The sequence below is a fragment of the Bacillus salipaludis genome (genome assembly GCF_004358205.1).
Window position 1 is genome coordinate 250,900 of sequence record NZ_SMYO01000006.1, and the last position, 19,428, is coordinate 270,327.

Sequence of the window (19,428 nt, forward strand, 5' to 3'; positions counted from 1 at the left end):
AATCTCAATGCTTATTCGAGAAAGTTGGCTTGTGATGAAATCAAAGTTAAAATTATTAATTGTATTATTTTGGATCTTTTTTAAAATCGCCCCTGTAACGTTTGGCGGTGGTTATGCGATGATCCCATTAATTGAACGGCAATTTGTTCATAAAAAACAATGGCTGAACATGAAAGATGTTTCCGATATATTTGCCTTATCCGGGACAGCGCCGGGGGCGATTGCTGTGAATTGTGCCACTTTTATTGCTTATCGGTTTGGAGGTGTTTTGGGCGCCATTGCAGCTTTGGCAGGTGTTCTATTTCCAACCGTTATAATTGTATGTTTTCTCAGCATATTTTTTATTCTATTTAAGGATAATTCATATTTTGAGTCAGCTTTCCTTGGGATTCGTGCTGCTGTGGTTGCTTTAATCCTTTATGCGGCTATCGAAATATCAAAAACAGCTTTATTGGATAAATCAACCTTTATCCTCTGTGCAGGCATGGTTGTGATGATGCTTGTTTTTCATTTACACCCCATTATCGCGATTTTTTTAGGAGCATTATTCGGAATTATGATCGTCAAAGTGAAAAAATGGTTAGGAATCGCGGTTCGATTAGAAAAAATACAGGAACCTCAAAAGGGTAAAAGAGCAGGGTAGGAGGGAAAGGTGTGTTACTGCAATTATTTTTATTATTTTTCTTGATCGGTGCCGTTTCTTTTGGGGGCGGATATGCGATGATCCCCCTTATCGAACGGGAAGTGACACAGCGTAACTGGCTGACTACCTCTGAATTTACCGATTTTGTTGGTTTATCCGGTGTGGCTCCCGGTTCTATTGCCTCAAATAGTGCGACTACCGTAGGGTATCATATAGGAGGGATTTACGGTGCGCTGATTTCTTCTCTGGCGATTACCCTACCTTCGCTAATTTTCATTCTCGTGATGGCTAAAAATTATGAAAAAGTGAAAGATCATCAACTTATTACTTCAGCCTTTTATGGACTGCGTCCGATTGTTACTAGTTTGATTATCTATGCAGCCATCAATTTTGCGCTGTCAAATGGGGTTGTTGCCTTTGATTTTTCAACAAAGATGGTGGGGATGTTCATCATTTTTGCGGTATCCTTTTGTTCTCTCCTATCTTTAAAACTCCATCCGACGATCGTGATTATCATGTCAGGTATCCTCGGAGTGTTCGTATTTAGATAATATTTTATAAGGAAGGATTTAATGAATTCAATCATTACATTAATAAAAGAATGGCAGCACGCACTGCAGAATGAAATCAATTATTTAAAAAAATTTGGCAGTAATAAGCATATTGTTTCAAATGGTCGTTTTTTAACAAATGACCATTCGTTTACCTATTATTTTGATACCGCAGCCCCTTTAAAAATTCCGGTCGGGTCTACGATAAGACTCGAGTGGGGCGGTCTAAAACAAAACGGGCGGATTTTATCATCAGAGGGCAGAGGAATCATCATCGCCTTAGAGCAATCATGGGGAGATTTGATTCCGGAGGCTTTTTTATTTCATGATCCGTGGGAATTATTGGAACATCTTATTCAACGCTTAGATGAGATAAAAAAAAGCAAGCAAAAACGACTTAGAGTAAGGAGGTTAATGGACCCTTCCATGCCTGCCAAGCATCCTCTCGATAAAATTAAAAGCAATATCCACGAATTGGTATTACGGTCAAAATACAATCCTGTCACATTTGTCTGGGGACCGCCTGGAACAGGGAAAACCTACACGCTTGCTAGGGTGGCAGCAAATAAATATTTTCAGAAAAAAAGAGTCCTGATCCTTTCTCATAGCAATCAAGCTGTAAATGTATTAATTAGTGAAATTTCTCATTTTATCAACAAAAAGCAGCGTTTTCAGGAGGGAGAGGTCCTTCGTTACGGATTTCATTCCGGTGAAGGTCTGCCTAGTGGAGAAGCACTGACCACCAGCCAGTTAATTGAAAAGCAGGATCCGGGACTTGCCGAAAATAAAAACATCTTATTGGAAGAACGAAGGATGTTGAAACAAGATTTAGCTCGATCCTTTAGCAAAAGGGATTCCAATCAGCTTTTAGAGCTTGAAACCAAGATTGCCAAGGTTTTAGAGAAGATTCGCCAAAAAGAATTGCAGTTTGTCAAGGATGCACTGATTGTCGGCACAACACTTGCGAAAGCCGCTAGTGATGCTTCAATTTATGAAAAGGATTTTGATGTGGTCATTTTGGACGAGGCAAGTATGGCATATGTTCCACAAGCTGCTTTTGCTGCAACCCTCGGTAAACGAGTCATAATTTGCGGGGATTTTAAACAATTGCCGCCGATTGCTTCAAGCCGTGATGCGTTAGTGGCAAAATGGCTGAGGGAGGATGTGTTTCACCGCGCCGGTGTTGTGGATTGGGTGAATAAAGGGGAACTCCACCCTCATTTATTTTTATTAAAGGAACAAAGAAGAATGCATCCGGAAATTTCTGCGTTCACAAATTGCTATATTTATCAGTCGCTGGTTGGGGACCATATGAGCGTTCAGGACAGCCGTAACCAAATCGTTGAAAAAGCACCGTTCCCGAAAAAAGCATCTATCCTGTTAGACACAAGTTATACGGGAGCCTATTGTATGACGGAGCGGACCTCCAATTCGCGCATGAATGTTTGGCAGCTTTTGCTCTCCTTCCAATTGATTCACGAATCCTATTTAGCTGGGACAAAATCAATTGGTTATGTGACTCCTTATCGTGCTCAGGCAAATTTAATGGAACTTTTACTGAATGATTTGTTTCAAAATGAACGGATGGCTGCTGATATAATCGCTGCTACCGTCCATCGGTTTCAAGGAAGCGAGCGGGATGTAATGGTGTTTGACACTGTTGACGGCTGGCCTCTGGAGCGGGCTGGAATGCTGTTAACTGGCAAGGATAGTGAACGCCTCATCAATGTTGCGATTACAAGGACAAAAGGGAAATTCATCCATGTCAGTAATCAGACCTTTATCTGCCAACATGTTTATCAGGGAAAAACCTTAAGGCAGCTTGTCGACTATCAGAGGAAACAAAATCAAACGGTGACGCAAAAAGAAATTGGGAATTGGATTCAACATCAGCTTCCCCGATTGCAGTGGGTACATGCATTAAAACTGGAGAAGATTTTCCGGGATCTTGATAGAACAAAAAGCTCGATTGTATTATCGCTACCGGATCATACCGTTCTTCCTGAACATTGGCAGAAAAAATTAATGAACCGCAATAAACATGTGCAATTGACGATTCTTTCTTCCAGGCAATGGACAAACCTTCAGCCAAATGAATGGATTTCGAACCGTCCAACCTTCCCGTTTGTGATTTTGGACGAACGTATTTTATGGCTAGGAGTACCATTTGAAGGAGCAATTGAGGCTCGACCGCCTTTTGTTGCTGCAAGAGTTGATTCCGACAAATTAGTAAATTATTTACTAGATCAATTTCAAATACATTAGTAGAAATAAAAAAGTTTTTTAAGAAAGTGCTCTTAAGTGAAAGCTGTGTTAAAGGACAATGTTGATTTTTGAACAACGTTGATTGGAGCGGAAGGCGTGAAGACTCCTCGAAAATGCTAACGCATTTTCTTCGTGCGTGGGCGGATTCGAGGATGCAATTCAATGTCCTGTGGGAGTACGGGGCAGGGGAAGACCCCGCAGAAGCGTAGCGACGAGGAGGCTCCCCGGACCGCCCACGAACCGCACGCGCCTGGAGCGGAAATCAACAACTAGGTTTAACCCAAGCCTAAATGAAAAGAGCGCTTTTTATATATTTTAGATAGTGTCGAAAGATTTATTGCCCAAAAGTAGACATTTATAAAAGTATTCGTGGTATTTTTACAAATTTTTTAATTTCATTATGATAAATTGATAAAGTATCCATAAAAGGTACAAGATTGATACCCTCACAAATTCTGTTTTTCAATTCTAACCCTACACATTTAACATCATTTACTATTTTTTCATTCAATTGAGTCAGAAAATTCATTTTACATATTGGCTAATAAAAGGCTTACATTATTTTACAGATTGTGTAATGAAATGCCTTTCTAGTGTCTGTAAAATAGAATGAGATGCAGAATTTTCTGTAATATTTTTTAAAAAAGGAGGCTAAACTTTTCAAATCTAGTAAACCAATCATTATTTTGTAAAGCGCTTACATTTTTACTAGAATCCTATTCATATATAAGGAGGGTTTCTCATTGGCAAGTGAAAACATGCAGCGTATTTCCTTAACTAATCTTGAAAAGAACTTTCAAGAGGTTGAACCAGCCCTAACGAACCGTGAGGCGATTGAAGAGGCAAATCGATGTCTCTATTGTTATGATGCCCCTTGTATTAAGGCCTGTCCAACCGGAATTGATATCCCAACCTTTATAAAAAAAATTGCCTCTGGAAATTTGCTTGGATCAGCGAAAACGATTATGTCTTCCAACCCTGTCGGCGCCAGCTGTGCAAGAGTATGTCCTACAGAGGAGCTTTGTGAGGGTGCTTGTGTCTTAAATCATTCTACAAAGCCGATTATGATTGGAAACCTGCAAAGATATGCAACGGATTGGGCGATTCAAAATGAACAAACTCTCTTTCAGCCTGGTGAGTCTAACGGAAAGTCAGTTGCCATTATCGGCGGCGGTCCTGCGGGATTATCAGCTGCGAGGGAACTTGCCCGGTTTGGGTATGATGTAACGATTTTCGAAGCTGCAGAAAAAGCGGGCGGATTGAATACCTTTGGGATTGTCTCCTTCCGTTTACCACAATCGATTTCCTTCTGGGAAGTCCATCAAGTTGAAAAATTAAATGTGAAAATCAAGACGAATACGATGGTGGGCAGAGATGTATCACCTGAATATTTAAAGGAAAACTTTGATCTGATTGTTTTAGCAGCAGGGATGGCACATGTTCCGAACCTTGGTATTGAAGGAGAGGAACTAGATGGTGTGCATGATGCAATCGAATTTGTAAAGGCAACAAAGGGCGGACGGCTTGTAAATGACTTGATCGGAAAGCGTGTAGTTGTGATTGGGGCGGGGAATACGGCAATTGACGGTGCAACCTGTTCTGTTCGTTTAGGTGCCGAAAACGTCAAAATTCTTTACCGGAGAACGGAAGAGGAAATGAGCGCTTATGACTTTGAATATGAATTTGCAAAACAAGATGGTGTTGAGTTCCGCTGGTTAACGGCACCAAAGAGGATCCTTGGTGAAAATGGCAAGGTAACTGGTATTGAGTGCATAAAAATGAAGCTTGGTGAACCAGAAAAAGACGGTCGACGCAGCCCTGTTCCAATCGAGGGCTCAGAATTTGTCCTTCCGGTTGATGCGGTGGTAAAAGCAATTGGACAAACAAGGCATTTATCCTTAATCGAGGCACTCGGACTGGAACATAAAGGCGGGGTCGTTCAAGTGAATCAGGAAACTTTCCAAACATCCGAACCGAATATTTTTGCCTGTGGTGATATTGTGTTCGGTAAAGGAAAAGGGGATGCGATGGTCGTTACTGCGGCTAAGCAGGGCAAACAGGTTGCTCACGCCATTCACAAACAATTAAATGTAGTAGGAACCGTTTAATAGATTGATATTATTTTGAAATAGAAGGGAGTAAAAAGGATGGCAGATTTACGAATTAATCTTGCGGGGATCAAGTCTCCAAATCCGTTCTGGCTTGCTTCGGCACCTCCTACGAATTCAGGCTACCAGGTACAGCGCGCATTTGAAGCCGGATGGGGAGGAGCTGTTTGGAAAACCTTAGGTGACCCGATTTTGAACGTTTCCTCACGGTTTGCTGCTGTCAGCTTTAACGGGCAAAGAGTAGCAGGCTTTAATAATATTGAATTGATTACCGACCGCCCATTGGAGGTCAATTTAAAAGAAATCTATGAAACGAAAAAACGCTTCCCGAACCATGCGATTATTGCATCCTTAATGGTGGAGCCAAAACAGGAAAAATGGCATGAAATCGTCAAGCGTGTTGAGGATGTCGGGGTGGACGGTCTCGAGCTCAACTTCGGCTGTCCGCATGGTATGGCGGAGCGGGGGATGGGAGCTGCTTCCGGGCAGGTACCGGCCCTAGTTGAACGTCAAACCTTTTGGGTCAAAGAGGTAGCGAAAACACCTGTCATTGTAAAATTAACGCCGAATATTACCGATATTACGGCGACGGCTGAAGCGGCTGTGCAAGGTGGTGCAGATGCCATCAGTATGATCAATACGATCAACAGTTTAGCTGGCGTTGATCTTGACACGTGGAATACGATTCCACATGTTGCTGGCAAGGGTGCCCACGGCGGCTATTGCGGTCCGGCTGTTAAACCAATTGCCCTCAACATGGTGGCAGAATGTGCCCGCCATCCACGGATCAATGTGCCAATCTCCGGAATTGGCGGAATTTCAAATTGGCAGGATGCTGTTGAATTTTTACTAATGGGTGCAACTGGCGTTCAGGTATGTACAGCTGCCATGCATCACGGCTTCCGAATTGTTGAGGACATGATTGAAGGGTTAAGCAATTATCTTGACCAAAAAGGAATTTCTGCGGTTTCTGAAATTGTTGGGAAATCTGTTCCTAAATATTCCGATTGGGGAAATTTAGACCTTAATTATAATATTGTGGCAAAAATTAATACCGATGTCTGTATCAATTGTAATAAATGCCATATTGCATGTGAGGATACGTCTCACCAATGTATCGATATGCTGACAGATGCAAACGGAAAGGGCTATCTCAAAGTGCGTGAAGAGGACTGTGTCGGCTGTAATTTATGTTCGATTGTCTGCCCAGTCGACGGGGCCATTGATATGATTGAGATCCCAAGCGAGCTGCCTCCGATGACATGGAATGAACGCCAAGCAGCACTCAATGCGGCAACGGAATGTAAAGTAGATATAAAATAGGAGGGGTATTCCCATGAAGAAAATAATAAAAAATGGAACAGTTGTTACTGCTTCCGATATCTATCAAGCGGAAATTTTAATTGAAGATGGAAAGGTAGCTCAAATTGGGACGAACCTCGAAGCACTTGGTGCGGAGGTCATTGATGCAAAGGGCTGCTATGTCTTCCCAGGCGGTGTGGATCCGCATACCCATTTTGATATGCCTTTTGGCGGTACCGTTACAAAGGACGATTTTGAAACAGGGACGATTGGTGCAGCTTTTGGCGGCACAACAACCGTCATTGATTTCTGCTTAACAGACAAAGGGATACCATTAAAAAATGCCATTCAAACCTGGCACGAAAAGTCAGGAGAAAAAGCAGTCATCGATTATGGATTCCACCTAATGATTGGTGAAATTAATGACGATGTGCTTGCCCAGCTTCCGCAAGTCATAAATGAAGAAGGGATTACATCCTTTAAGGTTTTCATGGCTTATAAAAATGTCCTGCAGGCAGATGATGAAACCTTATACCGGACGCTTGCTTTCGCAAAAGAACATGGAGCGCTCGTTATGGTCCACGCTGAGAACGGGGATGTCATTGATTATTTAACCAAAAAGGCATTGGCAGATGGAAATACCGATCCGATTTACCATGCGTTAACGAGACCACAGGAATTAGAAGGAGAAGCAACTGGCCGGGCAGCAAAGCTTACCGGACTGGCAAATTCGCAATTATATGTGGTCCATGTCACCTGTGCGGATGCAGTAGAGCAGATTGCTGAAGCCCGCAAAAAAGGTTTTAACGTATGGGGAGAGACTTGCCCGCAATATTTGGTTCTCGACCAAAGCTATTTGGAAAAACCTAATTTTGAGGGAGCAAAATATGTATGGTCACCGCCTCTTAGAGAAAAGTGGAATCAGGATGTGTTGTGGAACGCTTTAAAGAATGGCGAGCTGCAGACACTTGGCTCTGATCAATGTTCTTTTGACTTCAAGGGGCAAAAGGAATTAGGCCGAGGTGATTTCTCAAAAATTCCAAACGGCGGGCCAATTGTTGAAGATCGTCTTTCCATCCTGTTCTCTGAAGGAGTAAAGAAAGGCAGAATCAGTCTGAATCAATTTGTTGAACTTACTTCAACAAGGGCTGCTAAACTATTTGGTTTATTCCCGAAAAAAGGAACCATCGCAGTAGGGGCAGATGCTGATATCGTCATCTTTGATCCAAATGTTGAACGTGTGATTTCAGCTGAATCCCATCATTTGGCTGTTGATTATAATGCTTTTGAGGGCATGAAGGTAATAGGTGAACCAGTTTCAGTTATGGTACGTGGTGAATTTGTTGTCCGGGATAAGCAGTTAGTTGCAAAACCAGGAACTGGTCAATTTTTAAAGAGAGCAAAATACAATACTCCAGTCATTCAAAGTGAATCATTACCAATTAACTAAAATAACTCTACGAATCTGTAATTTGTTATATATAGAGATTTTTAGATTCGACCATTTAGGAAGGAAACAGAGGCCTTTTTGTAGAAAGGATAGTATTAAATCGGAGGGATACCATGTCAGAGCATCAGCAGTTTCTAGCTGAACGGGATAAAATAGATTTTCTTATTCAAAATGGTTTTCGTATTCAGCGGGTCAATGAACATTTAAATGGTGCATCTGTAGATTTTGTTCATCCTGAAGAAAAAAAGACAGAAACACTTCTGATTGGAACTGCAAATGCCAGAAAGTATTTTTCTAGTTTGCTTATTCAACAGAGTCAAAGCTGATAGATTGAAAGAGGATTGGTGCCCGCACCAATCCTTTAATACATAAAAAGGGGCCAGATACATGAAAGAAAATTTCCAGCTTAAGGTCTCCGATATTTTACAGCGCAAGCACTTTGAAAATGCGATGGTGGTTGCAGGTGCTGAGGGGCTGCATCACATTGTCAAATGGGTTCATGTCGTTGAAGTAAAAAATATCAGAAATTTATTAAGCGGTCAGGAGCTTATATTATCTACAGGTGTTGCCTGGCAAGAGGACCATCTATTTTTTACAATGGTTGAACAATTAATTGAAAATCAGGCGGCGGGCTTATGCATTGAGCTTGGAACCTATTTAACTGAAATTCCATCTGAAGTGATTGAAATTGCCAACCAGCATCATTTTCCTATCATCGCTTTTCAACAAGAAGTTCCCTTCGTTGAAATTACACAGGATATTCATTCCTTGATGATCAATCAACAATATCGAATGATTTCTGATTTAGAGAACTATTCACAAAGTCTGAATAAACGGCTATTATCTATTGAAACGTATGAGGATATCCTCCAATTTATTTTTTCGTCCTTAGATGTTCAAATTATTTTCCGTCTAAGAAATCAGGAATACGAGTTTGTTCCTGAAATCAATGGCAATGATCAAAAAGCTTTAATTAAAGAACTGGAAGGTGCAAAAGCCGGGATCAATCGTCAATTTGCCTATGCACCAATTTATTTGTTTGGCCAGGAATATGCAGAGTTATATCTGTTCTCACCTGAGCTTCCAATCAGTGAGTTTGATTTACTGATTTTAGATCGCACCGCAACAGCCTTGGCACAGCATTTGTTAAGGGATTTGTATGTGGAGGAGAAAAAACGGGTTGAAGAATTTGAATGGCTTCAAGGGTGGTTGGACGGCGAACATTCAGAGGAAGGGATAAACGAGTATTTACTTGAGCAAGGGTTCAAGCCGAAAACAAGTGATGCCGTTGTTTTAATTGCAAAGGTTTCTGCGTTAAAGGAAAAATCCAGTCAAGATGTAACCTACTTAAAACTATTATTCCGCTCTGTTTTTGAACAAAATGGCTTTGCTGTATTTTCCGTCGAGAAACGCAATTCCTTGGTGTTTATTTTGTTAAACAATCGAACGAAAAAGAATTTAAAGGAACGAATCAAAAAGGCTATTGAGTCCATCCATGAATCTGAGTTCATGAAAAAACAAAACACAGCCAAAATGTTTATTGGAACCGGCAAGTTTGTCGAATCTCTTTGTAAACTCCATAAAAGCTATTTTACCGCAAAGGAAACAGTTAGAATTCATCAGGAAATGACAAAAAAAGAACTTTATACCTTTTATGAAGATTTACATCTCTATCGACTCATTTCGCAAATAAATAAACATATAGATTTACAGGAGTTAGTCTTGGAATACTTACAGCCCGTTATACAATATGACCAAAAATACAATGGTAAGCTGCTTGAAACCTTAAAGGCGTATTTGGAATGTAATGGGTCAAAACAAGAAACTTCAAATAGGCTTTTTATCGTGAGACAGACCCTTTATCATCGTTTGCAAAAGCTCGAAAACCTATTGGGTCCGGACTTTATGGAGCATGAAAAACGGGTAGCTATTGAATTTATGATTCTTGTTAATGATTATTTAGCTCCATCTGGGCAAAAAAAAGAATTTAAGGCAAGGTAGTCTTGAATATTCGAATAATATTTTAGAAGAGTGTTCATAGTGTAGAAAAAATAATGCTCGCCATTTTACACTTTGTCTAATGAAAGCCTGTTGATTATGAGCGATAATTAACACATAGGGATTTTTAATATTCATAAAATTATGATTAAAAATAGGAGGTCAAAATATGAGCGTAATTAAAAATGATACTTTAGTTCTAAAAAACTATATTAACGGTGAGTGGGTAAGCTCGAACAGCGAGCAAACATTAGATGTGCTGAATCCGGCAACGAATGAGGTAATTGCAAAGGTTCCTGTTTCAACAAAGGAAGATCTCGAAAAAGCTGTCGCAGCGGCAAAGACAGCCTTTAAAGAATGGAAAAACGTACCGGTTCCAAAAAGAGCACGAATTCTATTTAAATTCCATACTCTCTTATCTGACAATCATGAAGAGCTTGCTAGATTAATTGTTCGGGAAAATGGTAAGGCTTACAAGGAAGCCCACGGAGAGGTTCAGCGCGGGATTGAATGTGTTGAATTTGCTGCAGGTGCTCCAACCTTAATGATGGGTGAAACGCTATCGGGGATTGCGGAAAATATTGATTCTGAAATGTTCCGTTATCCACTTGGAGTTGTGGGAGGAATTACGCCATTTAACTTTCCAATGATGGTGGCCCTTTGGATGTTCCCAATGGCCGTTGCTTGTGGAAATGCCTTTGTTTTAAAACCTTCTGAGCGCACACCGCTTTTGGCTAACCGTTTAGCTGAACTATTTACAGAAGCCGGGGCTCCAAAAGGAATTTTAAATGTTGTACATGGTGCACACGATGTTGTAAATGGATTACTTGATCATAAAGATGTTGCTGCTATCTCCTTTGTAGGATCTCAGCCAGTTGCCAAATATGTATATGAGCGTGCAGCTGCAGAAGGCAAAAGAGTTCAGGCATTGTCCGGTGCGAAAAACCATCATATCGTAATGCCGGATGCTGATTTAGACAAGGCTGTTCAAAATATTATCAGTTCTACATTTGGAAGTGCCGGCCAGCGTTGTATGGCATGTAGTGCCGTGGTCGTTGTTGGGGATAATGCTCCATTTATCGAGGCATTAAAAAAGGAAGCAGATGAATTAATCATTGGAAACGGTATGGAAGACGAGGTGTTATTGACTCCTGTTATTCGGAAAGAACAACGGGAACGAGCACTTGGATATATCGAAAAAGCGCTTCAAGAGGGTGCTGATTTAATCCGGGACGGCCGCAGAGAAATGAATGATCTTCCGGAAGGAAATTTCTTAGGACCTACTATCTTTGACCATGTGACACCGGATATGACGATTGCGAAAGAAGAAATTTTCGGTCCTGTTTTAAGTCTTCTGCGTGCAAAAGACTTAGATGAAGGTTTGGAATATATCCGTAAATCAAGATTTGGGAACGGAGCAACCATTTATACAAATGATGCAAAAGCAGTCCGTCAATTCCGTGAAGAGGCAGAAGCCGGCATGCTCGGAATTAACGTAGGTGTCCCTGCAACAATGGCCTTCTTTCCATTCTCCGGCTGGAAGGATTCCTTCTACGGTGATCTCCATGTTAACGGAAAAGATGGCTTAAACTTCTATACTCGTAAAAAAATGATAACTTCACGTTTTTAATAAGCATTCTTGCTAATTTGGGGCTTTTCACCAAAGCCCCCTCAGCGCATCAGAAATAGTGAAGAATATACTATTAAAAGAGCATGAAATGGAGTGTGGAGAAAATGGTTCAAACAAGTGGATCACAGGAAACATTACTTGAACAGGATGATCGTTATCTTTGGCATGCGATGAAGCCGTATAATCCGAAAGCAACGATTGTGGCCCAGAAGGCTGAGGGTTCATGGATTACCGATACTGACGGAAATCGTTATTTAGATGCTATGGCTGGTCTATGGTGCGTCAATGTTGGTTATGGAAGACAGGAGCTCGCAGAAGCTGCCTATGAGCAATTAAAAGAAATGGCCTATTTCCCGCTTTCCCAAAGCCATGTTCCAGCTATTAAACTGGCAGAAAAACTAAATGAAATGCTTGGGGAAGAATATGTCATCTTTTTCTCCAATAGTGGTTCCGAAGCAAATGAAACTGCGTTCAAAATTGTACGCCAGTACCATCAGCAAAAAGGCGATCACAATCGCTATAAAATTGTTTCCCGCTACCGAGCATACCATGGGAACTCAGGTGCCGCTTTAGCAGCAACTGGCCAGGCACAAAGAAAATACAAATACGAGCCTCTTTCTGCTGGTTTTGTTCATATCGCTCCTCCGGATTCGTATCGTGATGATACAAATGTATCCGATCCGCATCAATTGCAATCTGTTAAGGATATTGACCGTGTTATGACGTGGGAACTTAGCGAAACAATTGCCGCGATGATTATGGAACCAATTATCACAGGTGGAGGAATTCTTGTTCCACCGGAAGGATATATGAAGGCAGCAAAAGAAATCTGCGAGAAGCATGGTGCCCTTTTAATTGTGGATGAAGTCATCTGCGGATTTGGCCGCACCGGGAAACCATTCGGATTTATGAACTACGGGGTGAAGCCTGATATCATAACAATGGCAAAAGGTATTACCAGTGCTTATCTTCCATTATCCGCAACAGCTGTTCGAAAGGAAATTTATGAAGCGTTTAAGGGTACGGAAGAATATGATTATTTCCGCCACGTCAACACCTTTGGCGGGAACCCGGCAGCTTGTGCCTTGGCACTGAAAAATCTTGAAATTATGGAAAATGAAAAATTATTTGACCGATCCCGTGACCTTGGGGCAAGGGTATTGAATGACTTAAAGAACTTGCTGCAAAACCATCCATATGTTGGGGATGTTCGCGGTAATGGCCTTTTAATCGGACTTGAATTAGTAAAGGATAAGGCGACAAAGGAACCACTAGATGTTGCTCTAGTCAACCAGGTCATTGCAAGCTGTAAGGAAAAAGGCTTATTAATTGGTAAAAACGGGGCAACAGTTGCCGGATATAATAATGTTTTAACCCTTTCACCTCCATTAAATATAGAAGTGGAAGATTTAGAATTTATTGTAAAAACGTTAACGGAAGCATTAAATAAATTGGTATAAAATAAAGAATCACTCGCAATCCTAGGATTGCGGGTATTTTTTATGTAAATGGCAATGGTTCATTTTATAGACAGTTTCTTGGGAATCGAAAGAATTTTGTCTAATATAATTTAAAAAAATGTCGGAATTTTTCGAGAGAGACAATTGACAGTAAAAAATGGTAAGTTATAATAAAATTAACAAAAGTTCAAAAAAATTTTTACATAATTTCAACTTTTTAAAATTTTAAGGGTTAATGAAAACGGTTTCTTTTAAAAACATAATCTTAGGAGAATTTACGATGGCGGATGAAAAACTTTTGCGGTTGGTGGAGGCAGCTAAAATGTACTACCAACTTGATTACGGTCAGCAGGAAATCGCCAAAAGACTAGGTATTTCCCGTCCAACCGTATCCAGGCTCCTTGTCCAGGCAAAACAAGAGGGTATTGTTCAAATTAAAATTTTTAATCCAACCGAAGATGTTGAGCAAATTGCAAGGCAAGTGAAGGAAAAGTTTCAGCTTAAACACTGCGTTGTTACACCTGTAGCAAGCTTTGAAGATCCACTAATAAAAGAAAAATTGGGTGGGGCCGCGGCCGATTATCTGTATAAGATTGTGGAAAGCGGCGATACAATCGGGATTACATGGGGAACCACAATATATCAACTCGTGAAAAAAATGCAGCCGAAGAATGTAAAGGACGTTACCATTGTCCAGTTGAACGGTGGGGTAAGTTATTCAGAGTCCAACACATATGCTGCAGAGATTGTTAATGGATTGGCAAACGCTTTTAATACAACTCCTCATTTTTTACCAGTACCGGCTATTGTGGATTCGAATGTTGTCAAAGAGGCGATTGTGGCTGACCGACATGTGAAAAAAACACTAGAGCTTGGGAAAAAAGCCAATATTGCCATTTATACAGTAGGGGAACCGGATGTGCAATCGACTCTAATGCAAGCAGGCTATTTTTTCGATAAAGATATTGAAATTTTAAGGAAAAACAAGACAGTTGGGGATATTTGTTCGCGGTTTATAAATCAGGAAGGGCTAATATGCAATGAAACCTTAAATGATCGTACCATAGGGATTCAACTGTCAGATTTAGCTGAGAAAGAATATGGGATTTTGCTGGCAGGAGGAGCATCGAAAATTGATGGTATTTACGGTGCGCTAACCGGCCGGTATGCAAATATTCTGATTACCGATCAGTATACAGCGAGGTCATTACTGGAGATGGAGAGTGATTGACCAGGAATGAATAAAGAAAAAATTCAAGCGATTGTCGAGGAAGTTGTAAAAGCATCGCTACAAGAATTAAAATTTGTGCCGATCGCAGCTTCAAATCGGCACATCCACTTGTCAGGAGAACATGTAGACCGATTGTTCGGCAGGGGTTACAAATTAACAAAACTTAAGGAGTTATCACAGCCGAACCAGTTTGCTGCTAAGGAGACCGTTACACTGATTGGCCCTAATGGAAAAATCCAAAATGTCCGCGTCCTTGGCCCTTCCAGAGGAAAGACCCAAGTGGAGATATCCTTATTTGATGGCTTTACACTTGGGGTAAATCCCCCAATCCGTCAATCAGGTGATCTTAAAGGTTCAGCAGGGATTACGATTCAAGGACCGAGGGGGCAAATCCAAATTCAAGAAGGGCTTATTTGTGCCGCACGGCATGTTCATATGCATCCAAGTGATGCTGAAAACTTTGGCGTTTCCGATGGCGATTATGTTCAAGTGAAAACACGGGGAGAGCGGGGAATTATTTTTTCCAATGTTCTTATTCGAGTTTCTCCCAAGTACAGGCTTGAGATGCACCTTGATCTAGATGAGGCCAACGCTGCCAATCTTAAAAATGGACAATTGGGAGAAATTGTTTCCATTGAAAGGAAAGGTGGTGGCCAATTAAATGGATTTGAACGAAACGGTTAAACAAATTGTTCAGAAAGTAGTCGAAGATTACGTAAAGCAGCTATCACAACATCAGGGCAGGAAGCCGATTACCATTCTATTAGGTTATCAAACTATAAATCAAACAGAAATTTTGGAAGCGGTTTCTACATTGCAACAGTCCTATGATGTTAAAGTACTTTTAACAAAGGAGTGGGAGCTGTCTGAACTGAACGAAACCAAGTACATTCTTATGGAAGATTCCACTCAACAGGCATTGATGGAGATCATTAACCAAACATCAATTTTGGTTATTCCGGCTGCGTCCTATCAGCTTTTAACAAAGCTTGCATTATCCATTGATGATGAAGCTGCCGTCTGGTTCACGATTCAAACCCAATTACTTGGGAAGCAGATTGTGATTGCCAGTGATCAGGTTGAACCCAATGTTTATCAACAAATACTTGCACCACCATCCGTCCTGGAGCGTTTACAAGGCTATATTCGTCAAATCCAGACAGATCAAGTGAAATGGGTACCATTACGGAAATTAGTCCAGACCGTTGAACAGCAAATGATAGATAACGAGGATAAGCAGCCTCTTATTTTAGGTAAACATATTGAAAAAGCATATCAAGAAGGGTTAAAGGAAATTGCCACACCTTTTAAAAGCAGGATAACGCCTGTTGCCAAGGACCTTGCAAAAGAATTCAACATTAAAATTAGTCCTCTAAGGGGGTGAAGCTTGTGATCATTGGAAAAGTGGTTGGATCGATTGTATCCACCACAAAAGCAGAGAAATTAGTCGGGAAAAAGCTTCTGATTGTTACACCGCTGGATATGAAAACGATGAAAGAGGACGGTAAAGCGCTTGTTGCGATTGATACAGTCGGTTCTGGAGAAGGTGAGGTTGTGTTAGTTGTCAGCGGCAGCTCCGCTAGGCAGACAGAAATCACCAATGGAGTCCCTGTTGATGCGGCAATTGTTGGGATTGTCGATCAAATTGAAATCGAAGGGGCGTTAACTTTCCTTAAAGGAGGTTCATAGGTTTGCAGATTACCGAATCCGATATTAAAAAAATGGTAGAGCAGGTACTGCAGCAGTTAGGTACGCAAACAGTTCCACCAGAATCCGTAGATGAAGTCAGTCTCAGACATGGTGTGTTCACAACCGTTGATGAAGCGGCAGCTGCTGCAAAAACGGCATGGGAAAAGCTGAGGAAGCTCCCTATTGCTACAAGAAGAAGGATGATTGAAAAAATGCGCGAGGTCAGCCGTGAACATGCGGAAGACTTAGCAAAACTTGCAGTTGAAGAAACAGGCTTAGGAAGAGTAGAAGATAAAATTGCTAAAATCCTACTGGCCACGAATAAAACACCCGGGGTTGAGGATTTAGTCAGTACATCTTATTCCGGAGATAATGGCCTGACCGTTGTGGAATATGCACCAATTGGTGTCTTTGGCTCGATTACACCGTCAACAAATCCAGCTGCAACAGTCATCAACAATTCAATTTCATTGCTCGCAGCGGGCAATACAGTGGCTTACAATCCACACCCAAGTGCAAAACGTGTTTCGATTAAAACCATACAGTTGCTAAATCAGGCGATTGTGGCTGCTGGTGGACCGGAAAATACCTTGACGTCTGTAGCAAGCCCTAATCTTGAAACGTCAACACAAGTAATGAACCATCCACTTGTGAATGCACTAGTGGTGACAGGCGGCGGTCCTGTCGTCAAAGCGGCGATGGCCGTCGGGAAAAAGGTCATTGCTGCCGGTCCCGGAAATCCTCCTGTTGTTGTTGATGAAACTGCAGTTATATCAAAGGCTGCTGCCGACATTGTGAAGGGTGCAAGCTTTGATAACAATATTTTATGTACGGCAGAAAAAGAGGTATTTGTTGTAGATAAGGCCGCCAATACCCTCAAAGCGGAAATGGTGAAGAATGGTGCAGTTGAAATTAAGGGTTATCAGCTTGAAAAAGTTTTGGAAAAAGTCTTGGTTAAGAAAAATGATAAGTTCTATCCAAACAGAGATTTTATTGGAAAGGATGCCACTGTCATCTTACAAGCTGCAGGTATCCAAGCAAATCCAAATGTAAGATTAATTATTGCTGAAACCACAAAGGACCACCCGCTTGTAATGACTGAGATGCTGATGCCGATTCTGCCGATTGTTCGGGTTCCTGATGTTGATAAAGCGATTGAGCTTGCTGTTATAGCGGAAAAGGGAAATCGCCACACGGCGATTATGCATTCACAAAACATTACAAATCTAACAAAAATGGCGCAGGAAATCCAGGCGACAATTTTCGTGAAAAACGGTCCATCTGTAGCAGGGTTAGGTTTTGAAAGTGAAGGCTTTACAACCTTAACTATTGCCGGACCAACAGGTGAGGGATTAACCTCTGCTCGAACTTTTACCCGTCAGCGCCGCTGCGTTTTAGTAGATGGATTAAGAATTATATAAAGTGGTGAAGTAGATTGCCAGAATTACAAGAAGTAGGTCAGAAGGAAACAAATAAAAAGAAAAATACACTATCAAAGGTCCAAATAGGAGGAATAAACATGAGTCAAGAAGCATTGGGAATGATTGAAACAAAAGGATTAATCGGTGCAATTGAAGCAGCAGATGCGATGGTGAAGGCCGCAAACGTTACGTTAGTTGGCAGAGAGTTTGTCGGTGCTGGTCTTGTGACGGTTATGGTTCGCGGGGATGTGGGTGCTGTAAAGGCGGCAACTGAGGCTGGTGCTGAAGCTGCGCAGCGTGTTGGAACATTACTTTCTGTACACGTGATTCCACGTCCAAACAGCGAGGTTGACGGAATTTTACCGAAAGCAGAATAAGGTGAATTCAAATGGAACCGTCCATTGAAAACTATATTAAAAATCTTGTCAGAGATGTGATTTTACATCTGCAGTTTCGAAACGAACGGCAAACCTATGTGGTTGCCAATTGGAAAATGAACAAAACGATCGCAGAAGCAACTGAATTTTTTCAAAAATTGAAAGGCAGGCAGGATGTAAAGGTTGTCGTTTGTCCACCGGCACCGATGTTATATCCCGTACAGCTCATGATCAAGCAGATTAAGAAGCCGATTGGTTTAGGTGGACAAAATGTCCATTGGGAAGAAAAAGGTGCTTATACGGGTGAGATTTCTACAGGAATGTTGAAGGATGTTGGCTGCGAATATGCTATCATCGGTCATTCTGAAAGAAGACAGTACTTTTTAGAAGATGATGCAACAATTAACCGAAAAGTGAAAAAAGCCATAAAGGCTGGTATCATACCCATTCTTTGTGTGGGTGAAACATTGGAGGAAAAAAATCTTCTCCAAACGGAACAGGTGTTGTCCAGACAGCTTTTCGGAGCATTAAAGGGTATTGATATGAGTCAGTTAATTATTGCATACGAGCCAGTTTGGGCGATTGGTACAGGACAATCGGCAACAGCGGACCTGGCTGAGCAAACACACGCCTACATCCGTTCCGTGTTAAAGCAGTTGGTCGGGCATCGTGCCGAAACTATTTCGATTCTGTATGGAGGGTCTGTAAATGGTGAAAATGCAGCTGACTTCAGGAGCATGCCCAATATTGATGGCGTACTTGTTGGCGGTGCCAGCTTGAATGCATCATCTTTTGATGAAATCATTGATGTATTTGCCAAAGGAGAACCTAACATATGAAAAAAGTTGCAATTGGCTGTGATCATGGTGGATACGAACTTAAGGAATCCTTAAAAAAATATTTAACCGAATTAGGCTATGAATATCTCGATTTTGGCTGCCATGCAAAGGAATCAGTTGATTATCCGGATATTGCCTTTTTAGTCGGAGAAACCGTTGCCACAAACACTGATTATGTCGGTATCATGATTGATGGTGTCGGGATTGGCAGCGGTATGGTGTTAAACAAAATTCCAGGTATCCGCGCAGGAGTTTGCTGGGACCTATCCTCTGTGATAAACAGCCGCGAGCATAATAATGCAAATGTCCTTTCGATTGGGGGGCAGTTTATCGGTGAGGGCTTGGCTAAGCAATTAGTGAAGGCATGGCTGGAAACAGATTTTGTCGGCGGCCGCCACGATCGCCGTGTAACGAAAATTATGGAGATTGAGAGTCGTTTCTTACATCGCTAGAAAGCGGGTTTT

Annotated in this window: 18 protein-coding genes; all 18 read left to right on the top strand. The window is 41.4% G+C overall.

Annotated elements, in window-relative coordinates; translation table 11 throughout:
- Positions 1-34 precede the first annotated feature (34 nt).
- On the top strand, positions 35-643 hold the full coding sequence (locus E2K98_RS14375) for a chromate transporter (RefSeq protein WP_133335199.1): 609 nt from the start codon (positions 35-37) through the stop codon (positions 641-643).
- An 11-nt stretch (positions 644-654) separates the two neighbouring features.
- The gene (locus E2K98_RS14380; RefSeq protein WP_133335201.1) at positions 655-1,194 is read left to right on the top strand and encodes a chromate transporter; all 540 of its coding nucleotides are present in this window, start codon (positions 655-657) and stop codon (positions 1,192-1,194) included.
- Between the two features lie 21 nt (positions 1,195-1,215).
- The gene (locus tag E2K98_RS14385) at positions 1,216-3,459 is read left to right on the top strand and encodes an AAA domain-containing protein (protein WP_133335203.1); all 2,244 of its coding nucleotides are present in this window, start codon (positions 1,216-1,218) and stop codon (positions 3,457-3,459) included.
- 758 nt (positions 3,460-4,217) lie between these two features.
- Positions 4,218-5,567, top strand: coding sequence for an NAD(P)-dependent oxidoreductase (locus E2K98_RS14390; protein ID WP_133335581.1), 1,350 nt, complete (start codon positions 4,218-4,220; stop codon positions 5,565-5,567).
- Between the two features lie 39 nt (positions 5,568-5,606).
- Positions 5,607-6,890 (top strand): NAD-dependent dihydropyrimidine dehydrogenase subunit PreA, encoded by a 1,284-nt coding sequence (preA, locus tag E2K98_RS14395; protein WP_133335205.1) that lies wholly within the window; start codon positions 5,607-5,609, stop codon positions 6,888-6,890.
- 13 nt (positions 6,891-6,903) lie between these two features.
- A complete protein-coding gene (gene hydA / locus E2K98_RS14400; RefSeq protein ID WP_133335207.1) occupies positions 6,904-8,319 on the top strand; it encodes a dihydropyrimidinase in 1,416 nt (471 codons plus the stop codon).
- 113 nt (positions 8,320-8,432) lie between these two features.
- Entirely contained in the window at positions 8,433-8,645 is a 213-nt protein-coding gene (locus tag E2K98_RS14405) for a hypothetical protein (RefSeq protein WP_133335209.1), read from the top strand.
- A gap of 61 nt (positions 8,646-8,706) precedes the next feature.
- Complete coding sequence (locus tag E2K98_RS14410; RefSeq protein ID WP_133335211.1) at positions 8,707-10,320, top strand: PucR family transcriptional regulator; 1,614 nt, start codon at positions 8,707-8,709, stop codon at positions 10,318-10,320.
- A gap of 166 nt (positions 10,321-10,486) precedes the next feature.
- Positions 10,487-11,947, top strand: coding sequence for a CoA-acylating methylmalonate-semialdehyde dehydrogenase (locus tag E2K98_RS14415; protein ID WP_133335213.1), 1,461 nt, complete (start codon positions 10,487-10,489; stop codon positions 11,945-11,947).
- Between the two features lie 104 nt (positions 11,948-12,051).
- On the top strand, positions 12,052-13,407 hold the full coding sequence (locus E2K98_RS14420; RefSeq protein WP_133335215.1) for an aspartate aminotransferase family protein: 1,356 nt from the start codon (positions 12,052-12,054) through the stop codon (positions 13,405-13,407).
- Between the two features lie 280 nt (positions 13,408-13,687).
- A complete protein-coding gene (locus E2K98_RS14425) occupies positions 13,688-14,638 on the top strand; it encodes a sugar-binding transcriptional regulator (RefSeq protein ID WP_133335217.1) in 951 nt (316 codons plus the stop codon).
- A gap of 6 nt (positions 14,639-14,644) precedes the next feature.
- Positions 14,645-15,322, top strand: a complete 678-nt coding sequence (pduL, locus tag E2K98_RS14430; RefSeq protein WP_133335219.1) for a phosphate propanoyltransferase — start codon at positions 14,645-14,647, stop codon at positions 15,320-15,322.
- Positions 15,300-16,022 (top strand): hypothetical protein, encoded by a 723-nt coding sequence (locus tag E2K98_RS14435; protein ID WP_133335221.1) that lies wholly within the window; start codon positions 15,300-15,302, stop codon positions 16,020-16,022. The genes pduL and E2K98_RS14435 overlap by 23 nt, the downstream gene beginning before the upstream one ends.
- 5 nt (positions 16,023-16,027) lie before the next feature.
- The gene (locus E2K98_RS14440) at positions 16,028-16,327 is read left to right on the top strand and encodes a EutN/CcmL family microcompartment protein (protein ID WP_133335223.1); all 300 of its coding nucleotides are present in this window, start codon (positions 16,028-16,030) and stop codon (positions 16,325-16,327) included.
- A gap of 2 nt (positions 16,328-16,329) precedes the next feature.
- Positions 16,330-17,748: an aldehyde dehydrogenase family protein gene (locus E2K98_RS14445; protein ID WP_133335225.1), complete on the top strand. Its 1,419-nt coding sequence runs from the start codon at positions 16,330-16,332 to the stop codon at positions 17,746-17,748.
- A 98-nt stretch (positions 17,749-17,846) separates the two neighbouring features.
- Positions 17,847-18,125, top strand: a complete 279-nt coding sequence (locus E2K98_RS14450) for a BMC domain-containing protein (RefSeq protein WP_026576337.1) — start codon at positions 17,847-17,849, stop codon at positions 18,123-18,125.
- A gap of 11 nt (positions 18,126-18,136) precedes the next feature.
- A complete protein-coding gene (tpiA, locus tag E2K98_RS14455) occupies positions 18,137-18,964 on the top strand; it encodes a triose-phosphate isomerase (protein WP_133335227.1) in 828 nt (275 codons plus the stop codon).
- Positions 18,961-19,416 carry a ribose 5-phosphate isomerase B gene (gene rpiB / locus E2K98_RS14460; protein ID WP_133335229.1) on the top strand — a complete coding sequence of 152 codons (456 nt, stop codon included), beginning with the start codon at positions 18,961-18,963 and terminating at the stop codon, positions 19,414-19,416. The genes tpiA and rpiB overlap by 4 nt, the downstream gene beginning before the upstream one ends.
- Positions 19,417-19,428: the final 12 nt, after the last annotated feature.